Annotated in this window: 13 protein-coding genes; 5 read left to right on the top strand and 8 right to left on the bottom strand. The window is 68.5% G+C overall.

All coding sequences use genetic code 11. The annotated features are described in order from the left end of the window. Positions 1 to 106: 106 nt before the first annotated feature. Positions 107 to 1,621: a malonate--CoA ligase gene (locus SL003B_RS15520; protein WP_013653809.1), complete on the bottom strand. Its 1,515-nt coding sequence runs from the start codon at positions 1,619 to 1,621 to the stop codon at positions 107 to 109. Further along, complete coding sequence (locus SL003B_RS15515) at positions 1,618 to 2,988, bottom strand: malonyl-CoA decarboxylase (RefSeq protein ID WP_013653808.1); 1,371 nt, start codon at positions 2,986 to 2,988, stop codon at positions 1,618 to 1,620. Before SL003B_RS15515 ends, SL003B_RS15520 begins: the two co-directional genes overlap by 4 nt. Positions 2,989 to 3,224: 236 nt before the next feature. Between SL003B_RS15515 and trhA the strand changes: the two genes are divergently transcribed. Further along, the gene (gene trhA, locus SL003B_RS15510) at positions 3,225 to 3,875 is read left to right on the top strand and encodes a PAQR family membrane homeostasis protein TrhA (RefSeq protein ID WP_013653807.1); all 651 of its coding nucleotides are present in this window, start codon (positions 3,225 to 3,227) and stop codon (positions 3,873 to 3,875) included. Between the two features lie 85 nt (positions 3,876 to 3,960). Here the strand turns inward: trhA and SL003B_RS15505 are convergent, their stop codons facing one another. Further along, on the bottom strand, positions 3,961 to 4,680 hold the full coding sequence (locus tag SL003B_RS15505; RefSeq protein ID WP_148259328.1) for a L,D-transpeptidase: 720 nt from the start codon (positions 4,678 to 4,680) through the stop codon (positions 3,961 to 3,963). Between the two features lie 250 nt (positions 4,681 to 4,930). Here SL003B_RS15505 and SL003B_RS15500 point away from each other — a divergent pair, with 250 nt between their 5' ends. From SL003B_RS15500 to SL003B_RS15490, 3 genes are all read left to right on the top strand, one after another. After that, positions 4,931 to 5,995, top strand: a complete 1,065-nt coding sequence (locus SL003B_RS15500; RefSeq protein ID WP_041375582.1) for a dipeptidase — start codon at positions 4,931 to 4,933, stop codon at positions 5,993 to 5,995. 347 nt (positions 5,996 to 6,342) lie between these two features. Then, positions 6,343 to 7,050, top strand: a complete 708-nt coding sequence (locus tag SL003B_RS15495) for a GntR family transcriptional regulator (protein WP_013653804.1) — start codon at positions 6,343 to 6,345, stop codon at positions 7,048 to 7,050. 161 nt (positions 7,051 to 7,211) lie between these two features. Continuing rightward, on the top strand, positions 7,212 to 9,023 hold the full coding sequence (locus tag SL003B_RS15490) for an ABC-F family ATP-binding cassette domain-containing protein (RefSeq protein ID WP_013653803.1): 1,812 nt from the start codon (positions 7,212 to 7,214) through the stop codon (positions 9,021 to 9,023). 51 nt (positions 9,024 to 9,074) lie between these two features. Here the strand turns inward: SL003B_RS15490 and SL003B_RS15485 are convergent, their stop codons facing one another. From SL003B_RS15485 to SL003B_RS15470, 4 genes are all read right to left on the bottom strand, one after another. After that, complete coding sequence (locus SL003B_RS15485; protein WP_013653802.1) at positions 9,075 to 9,806, bottom strand: pseudouridine synthase; 732 nt, start codon at positions 9,804 to 9,806, stop codon at positions 9,075 to 9,077. Next, positions 9,803 to 10,843, bottom strand: a complete 1,041-nt coding sequence (locus SL003B_RS15480) for a class I SAM-dependent methyltransferase (RefSeq protein WP_013653801.1) — start codon at positions 10,841 to 10,843, stop codon at positions 9,803 to 9,805. Before SL003B_RS15480 ends, SL003B_RS15485 begins: the two co-directional genes overlap by 4 nt. Before the next feature lie 88 nt (positions 10,844 to 10,931). Beyond that, positions 10,932 to 11,489: a GDYXXLXY domain-containing protein gene (locus SL003B_RS15475; RefSeq protein ID WP_013653800.1), complete on the bottom strand. Its 558-nt coding sequence runs from the start codon at positions 11,487 to 11,489 to the stop codon at positions 10,932 to 10,934. Beyond that, positions 11,486 to 12,823, bottom strand: coding sequence for a DUF2157 domain-containing protein (locus SL003B_RS15470; RefSeq protein WP_013653799.1), 1,338 nt, complete (start codon positions 12,821 to 12,823; stop codon positions 11,486 to 11,488). Before SL003B_RS15470 ends, SL003B_RS15475 begins: the two co-directional genes overlap by 4 nt. A gap of 139 nt (positions 12,824 to 12,962) precedes the next feature. Here SL003B_RS15470 and SL003B_RS15465 point away from each other — a divergent pair, with 139 nt between their 5' ends. Further along, entirely contained in the window at positions 12,963 to 14,300 is a 1,338-nt protein-coding gene (locus tag SL003B_RS15465) for an NAD(P)H-dependent oxidoreductase (protein ID WP_013653798.1), read from the top strand. Here the strand turns inward: SL003B_RS15465 and SL003B_RS15460 are convergent. Next, complete coding sequence (locus SL003B_RS15460) at positions 14,297 to 14,572, bottom strand: hypothetical protein (protein ID WP_013653797.1); 276 nt, start codon at positions 14,570 to 14,572, stop codon at positions 14,297 to 14,299. The genes SL003B_RS15465 and SL003B_RS15460 overlap by 4 nt on opposite strands. Positions 14,573 to 14,625: the final 53 nt, after the last annotated feature.

Raw genomic sequence — 14,625 nt, 5'->3', positions numbered from 1 at the left:
CTCGTCGCTCGTACGACGCGGGAGAATCCGCGATTCGCTGCCAAGGTCACAAGGCCGACCCGGCGGGGCGGCGGGTAAAAGGCCGGTTCGCCACAGGAAATCTGGTTCAAGCCGACAGGACATCGGCATAGGTTTCGCGCAAGGCGTTCTTCTGGATCTTGCCCATGGTGTTGCGCGGCAGGCTGTCGACGACGACGACCCTCTTGGGCTGCTTGAAACGGGCGAGCCGGTCCTGAAGTGCGCCGATCACGGCGCCTTCGTCGAGCCTCGCTCCCGGCCGCGGCGCCACCACCGCCACCACGCCCTCGCCGAAGTCGGGATGCGGCACGCCGATGACCGCGCTTTCCGCCACGCCAGGAATCTCGTCGATCAGCGCCTCGACCTCCGCCGGATAGATGTTGAAGCCGCCGGAGATGATCAGGTCCTTCGACCGGCCGACGATCGAGACGTAGCCCCGCTCGTCGACGAGACCCATGTCGCCGGTGACGAAATAGCCGTCGGTGCGGAACTCCTCCTCCGTCTTCTTCGGCATGCGCCAGTAACCCTGGAACACGTTCGGCCCCTTGACCTCGATGATGCCGACCTCGCCGGCCGGCAGTTCGCGCCCGGTGTGCGGATCTGCGATCCGGACGCCGACGCCCGGCAGCGGGAAACCGACCGTGCCGGCGCGGCGCTCGCCCTCGTAGGGGTTGGACGTGTTCATGTTGGTTTCGGTCATGCCGTAGCGTTCGAGGATGGCATGGCCGGTGCGGGCACTGAATTCCTTGTGCGTTTCGGCGGAGAGCGGCGCCGATCCGGAAATGAACAGCCGCATGTGCGCGACCAGGTCGCGGGTGAACTCCGCCGACCCGAGAAGCCGGGTGTAGAAGGTCGGCACGCCCATCATCGAGGTCGCCCGCGGCAGGAGCTCGAGCACGGCGTCGAGATCGAACCTGGGCAGGAACAGCATCGAGCCGGCAGCGAGCAGAAGCGTGTTGGTGGCGACGAACAGGCCGTGGGTGTGGAAGATCGGCAGCGCGTGCAGCAGCACGTCATCGGCCGAGAAGTGCCAGTATTTCACCAGTGTGCGGGCATTGGAGGTCAGGTTCTCGTGGGAGAGCATGGCGCCCTTGGAACGCCCGGTGGTGCCCGAGGTGTAGAGGATAGCCGCCAGATCGTCGGCGTCCCGCGCGACATCCGGGAACTGCGGATCGGCGTCGTCGATCGCCCGACGCAGTGAGCCCTCCCCGTCGGCGTCGAGCGTCTCGACCCGCGCGCCGACCCTGGCCGCGGAGGCTTCCAGCGCCGCCCTCCGGTCGGGACCGCAGACCACCACGGCGGGTTCGGCATCGGTGATGAAATAGTCCATTTCCGCCGGCGTGTAGGCGGTGTTGAGCGGCAGGAACACCGCACCGGCACGCACGGTGCCGAGATAGAGCATCAGGGCTTCCGGCGTCTTTTCCACCTGCGCGGCGACCCGGTCGCCCGGCGCGACGCCGAGGGCGGCGAGCGCATTGGCGACCTGTCCGGACAAGGTCTCGACATCGCCATAGGTCAGGATCCTACCCTCAGGCGTTTCGAGGAAGGTCTTGGCTCGATGCGGCATCGCCGAGCGGATCTCGGAGTAGAGATGATTGGTCATTTCGTGTCCATCGGCACCGGTTGTCTCGTCTCGGGTATGGCGCGCGCCAGCTTCGTCACCTGGGAGCTTGCCGCAACCGCACCCGTGGCCGCGAAGGCCTCGTGATTCTTCTCGATGTACTTCAGATCATAAAGATAGTTGACCATCAGGCCATGCGCCTGGGCAAGCCCGTTCGGGGACAGATCGCCGCGCCAGTTGACGCGTTCCAGCCGGGCGCCGTTGCCGATGTGGAAGCGCGCCACCGGATCGATCGGCCGTCCGCGACCGTCCTTCTCGCGCAGCAGGTAATGGGCGCCGAGCGCGGTCAGGGGCTCGCGCAATGAAGCGTCCGCGTGCTCCGGCCACGATGGGGCGGCCAGCAGCGCCCGCGCTTCCTGCGACAGCATCCCGGCCGCGGGGCTGTCGTCCGAGGCAAGCTGGCCTTCGAGCCAGCGTGCGAAGCCGGGAACCGGCGACAGGGTCACGAATGTCTTCAGGCCCGGCAGCGCGCGGCGCAGTTCCTCGACCACCTGCTTGATCAGGAAGTTGCCGAAGGAAATCCCCCGCAATCCCTTCTGGCAGTTCGTGATCGAGTAGAAGACCGCCGTCGCGGCCTCGTCGACCCGCAACTGGTCGCGCTGTTCCGCCAGAATCGGCGCGATCGCGGCCGGCATGTCGCGGGTCAGCGCCACCTGGACGAAGATCAGCGGATCGTCGACCAGTGCCGGGTGGAAGAAGGCATAGAGCCGCCGGTCCTGGACGTCGATCCGCCGCCGCAGGTCGTCCCAGTCGCGGATCTCGTGCACCGCCTCGTAGCGGATGATCTTCTCCAGGATGGCGGCGGGCGTCGACCAGTCGATGCGCTGCATGACCAGGAAGCCCCGGTTGAACCAGGACGAGAACAGGTGCTCGAAATCCCGGTCGACCTCGCGCAGGTCCGGGTGCTCTGCGAGATGATCCAGCAGGTCGGCACGCATGTCGACCAGGGCCCTGGTGCCGCCGGGAGCCAGGTTCAGGCGTCGGATCAATTCCTGCCGGCGCGGTTCCGAGACGTCGTGTAGGCGGCGCAGCAAGGTCAGGTTGCCCGGATCGATGCGCAAAGCATCGGCGACCTCGGAGACTTCGGCGATGTCCGCCCCGAAGCGGGTCAGGAGCGCCGTGAAGAAGGCTGCCCGTCCGGCACGGGCGAGCATTCGGTAGCCCGCCAGCACGTCGCCGGCGAGCGCCACGCCCGACGCCTCGCCGCGGCCGGACAGGAGCGCCTCGCACAGGTCGACCACGGGCGTCTCGCCGCTTTCGCGGTTGCGGCGCGGGTCTAGGAACTGCCGTCCTTGCTCGGCGATCGAGGTCAGGAGTTCGCGGAAGAAGCTGGTGTTTCTGGTGGTCATGGCGCCGATCCGAACAGTATGCGAGGCAGCCAGATCATGCTGCCTCGTAGCCCGCAGAAAAGCATGATCGACGCCACCCTGCATAGCACATAGGCCGGCGAGCGCGCCGGGTCGCCACCGGTGACCCGGCGGCGCGATCCATCCCGGCATTGCCCTGTGACGCGACGGCACAGGTTGTCCTGTCCGTTTCAAGCTGGCAGAGTCTCCGTTACACCCCTTTCAGTCTTCGAGGGACGATGAGAGACCAGACATCAGCCGAGCGGATCGCAGACGGCGCCGTGCATGTGATCGGCATAGGCCTTGGCCTTGCGGCGACGATTGCCCTGATGATCCTGCTGTTTCCGAACCCGGAGGCCGGCCGCGTGGCGAGCGTGATGATCTATGCCGCCTGCCTGATGCTGATGCTGGTCTGCTCGGCGCTCTACAACGTGCTGGCCAAGAACAACCATGACAGCATCTTCCGCCGGCTGGACCATGCCGCGATCTTTCTCATGATCGCCGGCACCTACACCCCGTTCGCGACGATGGTGATCGGCGGCTGGCCGGGCGGCGTCGTCCTGACGGTGGTCTGGATCGGAGCCCTGATCGGGGCGACGCTGAAGCTGATCCGGCTCAAGCGCTTCGACAAGCTGACCGTGCCCCTCTGTCTCGCGCTCGGTTGGGTGATCGTGTTCGCCTACAAGCCGCTGATCACCAATGCGTCCAACCTCGGCTTCTGGCTGCTGATCGCCGGCGGCCTGCTCTATTCCGTCGGCACCATGTTCTATGCCTGGAAGTCGCTGCCGTTCCAGAACGCGATCTGGCATGGTTTCGTGCTGGCGGCCGCCATCTGCCATTTCGGCGCGATCGTGACGGACGTCGCGCTTCCGCCGCTCGGCGGCGCGTGAGGACCCAGGGTCCAACGCAACACGCCCGGCGGTGGGCCGGGCGCCTTCATGGTCCGATTCCGGTTCCGGCTTCGGCCCGTCGCCGTCAGGCCGGCGTGGTTCCGTCGCCGCCGAGCACGATCACCTTGGTGTTCATCGGAACGCGTGCGTAGAGATCGATCACGTCCTGGTGCCACATGCGGATGCAGCCGCTGGAGACGTTCTTGCCGATGCTCGACGGCTCGTTGGTGCCGTGGATCCGGTAGAGCGTGTCGACGTTGCCCTGCCACAGATAGAGCGCCCGGGCGCCGAGCGGGTTCTTCGGCCCGCCTTCCATGCCGTCGTCGCCGTATCTGGCCAGCTCCGGCCGGCGCGCGATCATCTCTTTGGGAGGCCGCCAGACCGGCCACTCCTGCTTCATGCGGATGACCGCGTCGCCCGACCAGGCGAAGCCCGCCTTGCCGACGCCGATGCCGTAGCGCAGGGCCTTGCGGCGGGACAGGATCCAGTAGAGGAACTTGTTCTGCGGGTCGACGACGATGGTGCCCGGTATTTCCCGGTTCTCGTAGTCGACCACCTGACGCCAGTAACGACGGTCGAACGCCTTGTAGTTGATGGCCGGGATGTCGAAGTCGCCGTCCTTGCGCGCCGCATAGGCAAGGTCATAGTCGAAGCGCTCGTCCGGCAGTGGCGGCTGGTCGTGCAGGCCGACCGTGTTGCAGCCCGCCAGCGTGAGAGCCAGCGTCGCTCCCGCGCCGCCCAGAAGCGCGCGGCGGGAGATGGGGAGTGCTGAAAAATGCATGGTCGTATCAGTCGGCGCGGCCATCGAACCACCTGTTCAAATCTCAAACCGAATCGTGCCGGTTCGTGTCACTCTAGCGCCGAGAATCCTTAAAAATGCAACACCGAACCGGCCGCTCGCAGCCAATTGAACGCCTGCGCAGCAAACCGGCCACAGGCCACGTCGCCTGGCCCGCTTGCCAGGGCGCTGCGGCCGGTGACACACTGGCGTCCCCCGCGTTTCGCCGGGCCGCAGGGCCCCGACGTCCCTCCCATCCTCGAGGCTCTTCGTGCCGATGACCGACCCATCCGCTCCCCTCGTGCCCGTATTCGACGGTCACAACGACACCCTGCTCAGGCTCGAGATGCGCGCCGGTACGGCCAGGGAGCGGTCGTTCTTCGCGCTTGCCGATCACGATCACATCGACCTGCCACGGGCGCGTGCCGGCGGCTTCGCCGGCGGCCTGTTCGCGATGTTCGTGCCGTCTGTCCGCGACCTGGACTTCTCCCGCACGCTCGGTCCCGACGACCCGCGTGCCTTCGCCGGAATCTCCCAGGCTGAGGCGCTCGACTACACGCTGCGGCTGATGGCGCGCGCTCTGCGCATCGAGGCTGCCTCCGCAGGCGAGGTCCGGATCGCCCGCTCGTCCGCCGATATCCGCGCCTGCATGGCTGCGGGGCAACTCGCGATGGTGCTGCACATCGAGGGCGCGGAGGCGATCGACCCGAACTTCGCGGCCCTCGATATCCTCCATGCCGCGGGGCTGCGGTCGATCGGTCCGGTCTGGAGCCGGAAGAACATCTTCGCCGACGGCGTGCCGATGGCGTTTCCGTCGTCGCCGGACACGGGCGGTGGATTGACCGACCTCGGGCGGGAGCTGATCCGGCGCTGCGATGCCATGGGAATCCTGATCGACCTGTCACACATCACCGAGCGCGGATTTTGGGATGTGGCGGAGATATCCGACAGGCCGCTGATCGCGTCCCATTCGAACGCGCATGCCTTATGCCCCAGTGCGCGCAATCTCACCGACCGGCAGCTTGACGCGATCGCGGAGCGCGGCGGGCTGGTCGGGCTCAACTTCCATGTCGCCTTCCTGCGCGAGGACGGCCGGCACAGCACCGACACGCCGCTGGAGACCATCGTGCGCCATGCCGACCACCTGATTGCGCGGATGGGCGAGGATCACGTCGGCTTCGGGTCGGATTTCGACGGCTGTCTCGTCCCAGGGGCGCTGAAGGACGTGTCCGGCCTGCCGACCCTGATCGACGCGTTCCGGCGTGCCGACTACGGCGAACCGCTCATCCGTAAAATTGCCAGTGAAAACTGGCTGAGGGTCATGGAGCGGAGTAGACTTTAGGCGTAGCGCCGCGCCGCTCGCGAAAATTTTATTAGATCTCCCCCAGCCGCTCCGTGTTCTGTTTGGGGGAGCGAAAAGTTCGTCTTTGCGCTGAAGTTTCAACATGTAGCTCGGCATGCCGAGGTGGGTTCGGAGCGTGTATACACTACTCAACAAGAAAGAATTACCGGGTCTATTGGGTATATAACGTATTCAGCGGCAAGAAAGACTTGTGTAGGAGATCGGTCAGGTCCTTCGTCCCACGCCCGCGCCCCGCATTTGCCCCGGCTGCGCACTGCCTCTCCCGAGCCGGCGGGCAGATCCGTCCGCAAGGATTGCCCGCCATCGAAAGGTCGAGCCACACAATCATGAGTGCCCCCGCCCCGAGCCTGCACACCGTCTTTCCGATCGAGAGCGGACGCAAGTCGGCCCAGATCTATTCTTGCCTCAAGCGGAAGATCGTTCTCGGTCTGCTCTCCGGCGACAGCATTGTCACCGAACAGGCGCTGGCCCAGGACCACGGCTGTTCCCAGGGCACGGTTCGCGAGGCGCTGCTGCGTCTGGAGCAGGACGGACTGGTCTGCCGCAACGGCTATCAGGGCACCTATGTGACGCGAACGACGGACGACGAGGCCGAACTGCTGGTCCGTCTGCGCGTCGATCTGGAATGCGCCGGAATCGCGCGGGCCTGCGGACGTCTCGACCCCGACTCCCGCGATTTCCTCACCCGCTCAATCGTCGAGTACCACAGGTTCCGCGACAGCGGCGACGTGTTCATGCTCACCGAGATCGATCGTGTGTTCCATCTGCGCGTGTTCGATCTCGCCGGCCTGCCCAACCTGGAGCCGCTGCTGGCGCGGGTGCTGCTGCAATTGCACCGCTACACGATCTCCAGGACCAGGGGACATATCCTCTGGAAGGACATGCAGACCGACCCTCATGCCGAGATCATCCGCGGTCTGGAGAGCGGCGATCCGGAGCTCTGTCGGCAACTTGTCACCGACCACATCGCGGGGAACATCCTGCTGTTCGCCCCGCTTATCCACCAGAGGGTGTTCGGCCGGAACGCCGGATGAGCCGCTGTCGCCTCCTCAAAAGGGATGAAATCGGCGTCTAGGCGGGCTAAAAGGGCTGCGAAGACCGTCCTGACGGGCGCCGGAAACCCGCCGGAAACCCACCGGCCCGCTGCCGGAGGACGGCGAACCTTCGTGCATTCCTTGACCCTTGTCCGGACCCCATGGCCCCACCGCTCCTGATCCTGCGCGACATTCACCTGACCTTCGGCGCGACGCCGCTGCTGACTGGCGCCGACCTCACCGTCTCCGAGGGCGACCGCCTGTGCCTGGTCGGGCGCAACGGCTCGGGCAAGTCGACGCTGCTCAAGATAGCCGCCGGCATGGTCGAGCCGGACCGGGGCGAGCGCTTCGTGCAGCCGGGCAAGACCATCCGCTACCTGCCGCAGGAACCTGACCTGTCGAGTTTCGCGACGACGCTCGACTATGTCAACGACGGCCTGGCGCCGGGCGACGACCCCTATCGCGGCCAGTACCTGCTCGACGTGCTCGGCCTGACCGGCAGGGAGGCGCCTGAAACCCTGTCCGGCGGCGAGGCGCGCCGGGCTGCGCTGGCGCGCACGCTGGCGCCCGAGCCGGACATCCTGCTGCTCGACGAACCGACCAACCACCTCGACCTGCCGGCGATCGAATGGCTGGAAGACGAACTCAGGGGACTGAGGTCGGCGATCGTGCTGATCTCGCACGACCGACGCTTCCTGGAGATCCTGTCGCGCGCCACGGTGTGGATCGACCGCGGCACGTCGCGGCGCCTGGACAAGGGTTTCGCCCATTTCGAGGCCTGGCGCGACGAGGTGTTCGAGCAGGAGGAGCGCGACCAGCAGAAGCTCGCCCAGAAGATCAAGATGGAAGAGCACTGGATGCGCTACGGCGTCACCGCCCGGCGCAAGCGCAATATGCGCCGGGTGCGCGAACTGGCGGCGCTGCGCGAACAGAAACGCGCCCACCGCGGCCCCCAGGGCAGCGCGAAGATGGCGGCGACAGAGGGCGAGACCTCCGGCAAGCTGGTCATCGAGGCCAAGGACATCGCCATGGCCTACGACGGCCGGCCGGTCGTGTCCGGCTTCTCGACCCGCATCCAGCGCGGCGAGCGCATCGGCCTGATCGGCCCCAACGGCGCGGGCAAGACGACGCTGCTGAAGATGCTGATCGGCGAACTCGCCCCCGACACGGGCAGCGTCCGGCTCGGCGCCAACCTGCAGATGGTCACCCTCGACCAGAAGCGCGAGAAGCTCAATCCCGACGACACGCTGGCCAGCGTGCTGACCGGCGGGCGCGGCGACACGGTGGTGCTCGGCGCCGAGACCAAGCACGTCATGTCCTACATGAAGGACTTCCTGTTCGCGCCCGAACAGGCGCGCACGCCGGTCGGCGTGCTGTCGGGCGGCGAGCGGGCGCGGCTGATGCTCGCCCGCGCGCTCGCCACGCCGTCGAACCTGATGGTGCTCGACGAGCCGACCAACGACCTCGACCTGGAGACCCTCGACCTTCTCGAGGACCTGCTCGGCGACTACGACGGCACGGCGCTGGTCGTGTCCCACGACCGCGATTTCCTCGATCGCGTCGCGACCTCGGTGATCGTGTCGGAAGGCGGCGGCCGGTGGACGGAATACGCCGGCGGCTATTCCGACATGCTCGCCCAGCGCGGCGAGGGCGTCACTGCCCGCAAGGTGGACAGGCAGGCCGCTTCGAAACCCGCGAAGAATGTCGCGGCGCCCGCCGCCAGACCGCCAGCGAAAGCCAAGCTGTCGTTCACCCAGCAGCATCTGCTGAAGACCCTGCCCGAAACCATCGAGAAGCTGGACGCACAGCTGGAAAAGCTGCAGGCCGACATGGCCGATCCCGATCTCTATTCCAGGAACCCGGATAGGTTCGCGAGGCTCTCCGCCGAGATCACCAAGCTGACGGAAGAGAAGGACGCGGCCGAGGAGCAGTGGCTGGAACTGGAGATGTTGAAGGAAGAAGCGGAAGGGTGAGGCGGCGAGCCGGGGTTCGTCGCTGCGTCAGTAGAGATCCGGCCATGCGGCTCACGTCGCCGGCGGCGGGACATTGCCGGAGGGCGGGGCGAATATCTTCGCGACGTCGCGCTCATCCAGCAGCCGCCACGTGCCTTCCGCCAGGCCGTCCAGCGTCAGGGCGCCGATGCGGATGCGGGCAAGGGCGGTGACGTGGTTGCCGGTGGCGGCGAACATGCGGCGGACCTGGTGGTAGCGACCCTCGTGCAGGGTCAGGCGGGCGCGCCGCTCGCCGAGCACCTCCAGTTCGGCCGGCTTCAGCGGCTTGTCCTCGCCGTCGAGCATCAGCGTTCCGGAGGCGAACTGCGCCGCCTCGTCGCCCTTGAGCGGCCGGTCGAGTTCGGCCTCGTAGACCTTGGGCACTTCCGATTTAGGCGCGATGATCCGGTGCAGCAGGACGCCGTCGTCGGTGAACAGCAGCGCGCCGGAGGTGTCGCGGTCGAGCCGGCCGACGGTGGACAGCACCGGCTTCCTGAGGCGGAACCGATCCGGCAGGAGGTCGTAGACCAGCCGACCCCGGTCCTTGGTCGAGCAGGTGTAGCCGACCGGCTTGTTGAGCAGCAGCACCATGCCCGGGGCGGGGTCGAGCGGCTCGTCGTCGAACAGGATGTCCTCGTGCGGCGTCCTGGCGTCCGCCGTCAGCGGGCGCCCGGCGCGGTCGGTCACCCAGCCGTTGCGGATGGCCAGCGCGACTTCCTTGCGGGTGCCGTAGCCGAGGTTGGCGAGCAGCCGGACCAGCCTCATCCCTGCCGCCTCGCCTTGACCGCGTGGAGCACCTTGTAGCCGCCCTCGTCGGCGACCATGTCGACGCTGGCATAGAGCTCGCCGAGCGTGCGCTCGTAGGGCAGGTGCCGGTTGGCGACCATCCACAGCGACCCGCCGGGCCGTAATCCGCCGGCCGCGGCGCGGATGAAGGCCTGGCCGATGTCGGCCCGGTCCGCCTTGCCGCCGTGGTGGAACGGCGGGTTCATGACGACGAAGTCGTAAGGACCCTTGAGGCCGCGCGTGACGTCCTGCCAGTGGAAGCCGAGCGCCCGGCCGGCCGCCACGGATTCGAGGTTCTCCCGGGCGAGGTCCAGCGCCCGTTTTTCGGCCTCGTAGAGATCGAGGGCGGCGACCTTCGGGCACGTGTCCAGCACCACGGCGGCGAGATAGCCGAAACCGGCGCCGAGGTCGGCGCCGCGTCCCGCGAGCGTCGCGGGCAGCCGCTCGGCGAGCAGGGCGGAGGCCGGGTCGACATGGTCCCACGAGAACACGCCCGGTCGGCTGACGAAGCGGCCGTCCAGGATCGCGCGCGGCGCGTCGAGGACGCGCCAGTCGGCGAGCAGGGCGGCGTCGACAGTCCGCTCCGTGACCGTCGCCCAGAACACGCGGCACTTGTGCTTGGACAGCTTGTCCACGGGACCGGCCAGGGTGGCGAGGTCGGCCTCGCAGGCGCGCGCGCCCTCGGTGTTGGGCACGCAGGCGACCACGACGCCGCCGTCGGTGGCGAGGTCCACGGCCCGTGCCAGCAGGGCGCGGGCCTCCTGTTTCTGGCGCGGCGGCAGCACGAGGACGAGCGCGAAGCGTCCCTCCGCCGCCTCTACGACCTCGCAGCCAGCGGCGAGAAGCGCGTCGCGGTCGGGCGCGAAGGTCTGTTCGCAGACGAGCCGGTCGCGCGGGAAGAGGCCGAGCGCCGGGCCGGCCCGCGCGCGCAGGAACAGCGCGCGGCCCTCCGCAGGCAGCGCCAGGTTGCCGGCCTCGAGCGGCAGCAGCAAGGTGTCGAGCGCGGGATCGGTCATGGCGTGTTTTTCTTTCGTGGGCTCTGGAGCGGGCAGGGGCCGCCGGCAGGCGCCGGCCGCGCCGTCATAGCCGCAGCGGGCGGCACGGTCAAAAGCCGGTGGCGGACTCGATCGCCTTGCCGTCGACCAGAAGCCGCAGCGGGGTCGACCGTCCGCCGCGGGTGACGGCGGCGACCAGGTGCATCCGCTCCGGCGCGATCTCCTCGATCGCCCGGCCCTCGCCCTCGGGCACGAAGAAGGCGTCGAGGCCGTAGTCGACGGCAAGCGGTGCGCCGGCCTCGCGGCCGTAGTCCACCGTGCCGGCGATTGCCAGGCGTCCGTCGGCCGGTGCCGCGTCGAGCACTGCCGTCGGCTGGTGGATGCCGTTGGCGTCGGCTTCCAGGACGACATGGACCCGCGCGCCTGCCTCCAGGCGTCGATCGAGGCCCGGCAGGTCGCCGTCCAGGTGCGCGATCGCCAGGTTGATGATGACATAGTCGCCGCGCAGCAGGTCGCGCGGGTCGACCGGGCGCACCTCCAGCGTCACCTCCTGCCCGGTGGCGTGGATGGTCAGCCGCTCGGCCAGCGGTACGGCGATCAGGCCGAGTTGGACCAGTGCCAGCAGGCCCCAGCGCAGCCAGGGCGAGGCGAGGACGGAGGTGCTCACGATACGTCCTCCTGCCTGCGCGCGGCCGCGCGGCGCAGGCTGCGGGCGGTGACGAGGGCCATGGCGATCAGCACCAGCCCGGCGACGAGGAAGAATACCGCCTGGCCGAGCAGGGTGCCGATGGTCACGCTGAGCAGCCACAGCACGACCACGGTCAGGGCGATGTGGCCGCCGAGCGTCCAGGCCGAGACATGGGCGAGGATGCCGGCCATGCTGACCGCGACAGTGGCGCCGAGCGCCAGCGCGGCGGCCGGGATCATCGCCTGCGGGGCGGCGAGCGAGACGAGCACGGCGGCGAGACAGGCGGCGACGGCGCCGACGGTCAGGCGATGGCGCGCCTCGCGCGCACCGGCGGCGAGCAACATGCCGGAACCGAGCACGGCGGCAACCAGCAGCAGGGCGACGGCGGGGGCGGCAAGCGCCGTTCCGAGCGAGGCCTCGCCGATCTCGGAGATTCCGACAAGGGCGACGACCACCGCCAGCAGCAGCACCGCCATCGCCAGTTCCTGGGCCGAGCGCGCCAGCAGCAGCAGGCCCGGTCCGGCGAAGACGGAGGCGCGGCCGTCCCGCGGCCGGCGCTCGAGCAGCGCGCCGAACACCACCAGGGCCGCCGACAGGGCGGCGAAGCCGAGCAGCGCGGCGGCCAGCGCGGCGTCGTCGAGCCGGTCGGCGCCCTCGACGATCCAGCGGCCGAAGGTGACATAGAGCAGCGACAGCGCCGCCCAGCGCGACAGCCGTGCGGGATGGACGAGCGGATGGGCGAGGACGGCGGCCAGCAGGGCGAAGCCGATCAGCCCTTCGACGAGGGTTTCGGCGCCCAGTTCGCTGCGCATCGTCTGCCACTGGATGGCGGCGACGGCGGCGACCACCAGCGCGGCGCGCGAGCCGGCGAGCCAGGCCGCCGCGATGGCGCCGAGGCAGACGAGCAGCGCGCCTCCGGCCCAGTCCTGGGGCAGATGGAAGATCTGGCCGACCAGCGCCAGCCCGCCGACGAAGACCAGCGTGGCGAAGGCGGTGGCGAGATCGGCGATGCCCCTGCGCCCGGCATCGGCGGCCCAGGCGGCGGCGCCATGGGAGAGCAGGACGGCAAGTGCGATGCCGGCGAGCTTGAGCGCGCGCGGGATGGCATCCCAGTTGGCGGCGATGAAGGCGGCGAGCGCCAGCGCCATGCAGACGACGCCGATGCCGGCGAGCGCCATCGGCAGGCGCGAGCGGCCGTCGCCGGCGGCCAGCGAGGCGAGGATGCGGGTCGCTCCCTCCGGCGCGACCCAGCCGTTGGCGACCCAGGTTTCCATGTCGGCCTTGAGCCGGCGCGCGTAGATCTGATCGAACATGGTGCTGCCGCGTCCGCGTTTGCGATCCCTACGCATAGCCGAGGCGCCGCCCCGTTGACAGAGCCTTGTGCGCCGGTTTCGATCGCAGGCAGGAAAACGTCGCCGACCGGCCCGAGTCGGCGCCACCCGGGGAAACGCCATGAACCTTGCCCGCATGCTCGGCAAACGCGCCGAAGACGATCGCCCCGTCCGCGTCGGCCTGATCGGCGGAGGCAAGTTCGGTTCGATGTACCTGACCCAGGCGCGGCTGACCACGGGCATCCATGTGCTCGGCATCGCGGATCTCGACATTCGCCGCCTGCGCGGGACGCTGCGGCGCGCCGGCTGGCCGGACGAGCAGACCGACACGGCTTCCTTCTCCGATGCCCTGGGGTCGGGGCGGACGTTCCTGACCGACAGCGCTGAGGCTCTGATCGCCGCCGATGGCCTCGACGTGCTGATCGACGCGACCGGCGATCCGGCCGCCGGCATCCGCCATTGCCTGGCGGCGATCCGGAACGGCCGCCACGTCGTCATGGTCAACGTCGAGGCGGATGCGCTGGCCGGCCCGCTGCTCGCCTGCCGCGCGCAAGCCGCCGGCCTCGTCTACAGCCTCGCCTGGGGCGACCAGCCGGCGCTGATCGCCGAGCATGTCGACTGGGCGCGCACCTGCGGCTTCGAGGTGGTCTGCGCCGGCAAGGGCACGCGCTACCTGCCGCATTATCACCAGCTGACGCCCGACACCGTGTGGGAGACGCTGCAGAGCTACCTGGCGCTCAAGGATCCCTCGCAGATCAACCTGAAGATGTTCAACTCCTTCCTCGACGGCACCAAGTCGGGTATCGAGATGACGGCGGTGTGCAACGCCACCGGGCTGATCCCGCAGGACGACGGCCTCGGTTTCCCGCCGGCGAGCCGCTTCGAACTGTCGTCGGTGTGCCGGCCGAAGGAGTACGGCGGCACGCTGAGCCGCACGGGCACGACCGAAGTGGTGTCCTCGCTCGCCCGCGACGGCTCTGACGTGCCACACCATCTCGCCATGGGCACCTATGTCGTGATCGAGGCGCAGACCGACTACGCGCGCCAGTGCTTCACCGAATATCACATGCTGGAAGATGACAGCGGTCGCTTCGCCGCGCTCTACCGGCCGACGCACATGATCGGCATGGAACTCGGCGTGTCGGTCGCCTCGGCGGCACTCCGCCGCGAGCCGACGGGCGCGCCGGTCGGCTTTCATTCCGACGTGGTGGCGACGGCCAAGAAGCCGATGAAGGCCGGCGACATGCTGGACGGGGAGGGCGGCTTCACGGTGTGGGGCAAGCAGTGCCCGGCGAGCGTGTCGCTTGCCCGCGGCCACCTGCCGCTCGGACTCGCTCACCACGTGACGCTGACGCGCGACGTCGCCGAAGGGCAGATGCTGACCTGGGACGACGTGGTGATCGACGAGACCGACGATGCCTACCGCTTCCGCCGGGAGATGGAGCAGGCCTTCGCTTAGCGCGCCTTGCGCAGGCGCGGCGGTGGCAGTTCGAACGGCACGGCGCCGGGCTCGGGCGGCGCGGGCGGCAGATCGGGCTCGGCGAGCAGGTAGCGCAGCTGGGCGATTTCGACCTCCAGCCCCTCGATGGTGCGGGTCAGCACGCTGTCGAGATAGCTGCCCGCCGGTGCGTTCTCGCGGATGCGGATCGCCCGGGCAAGCGCGGCGCGCAGATAGGTCATGACGTCGTCGACCTCGATCCGGGTCAGGCTGGTTTCGGCAAGCGGGGTCATGGCCGAGTCTGTTCCGTTGTTCCTGGTTTGTTCTAAACTTGTAGCGTAGAGTC

The sequence above is a fragment of the Polymorphum gilvum SL003B-26A1 genome, assembly GCF_000192745.1.
GTDB lineage: Bacteria > Pseudomonadota > Alphaproteobacteria > Rhizobiales > Stappiaceae > Polymorphum > Polymorphum gilvum.
This window is presented reverse-complemented; position numbering and strand designations above follow the sequence as displayed.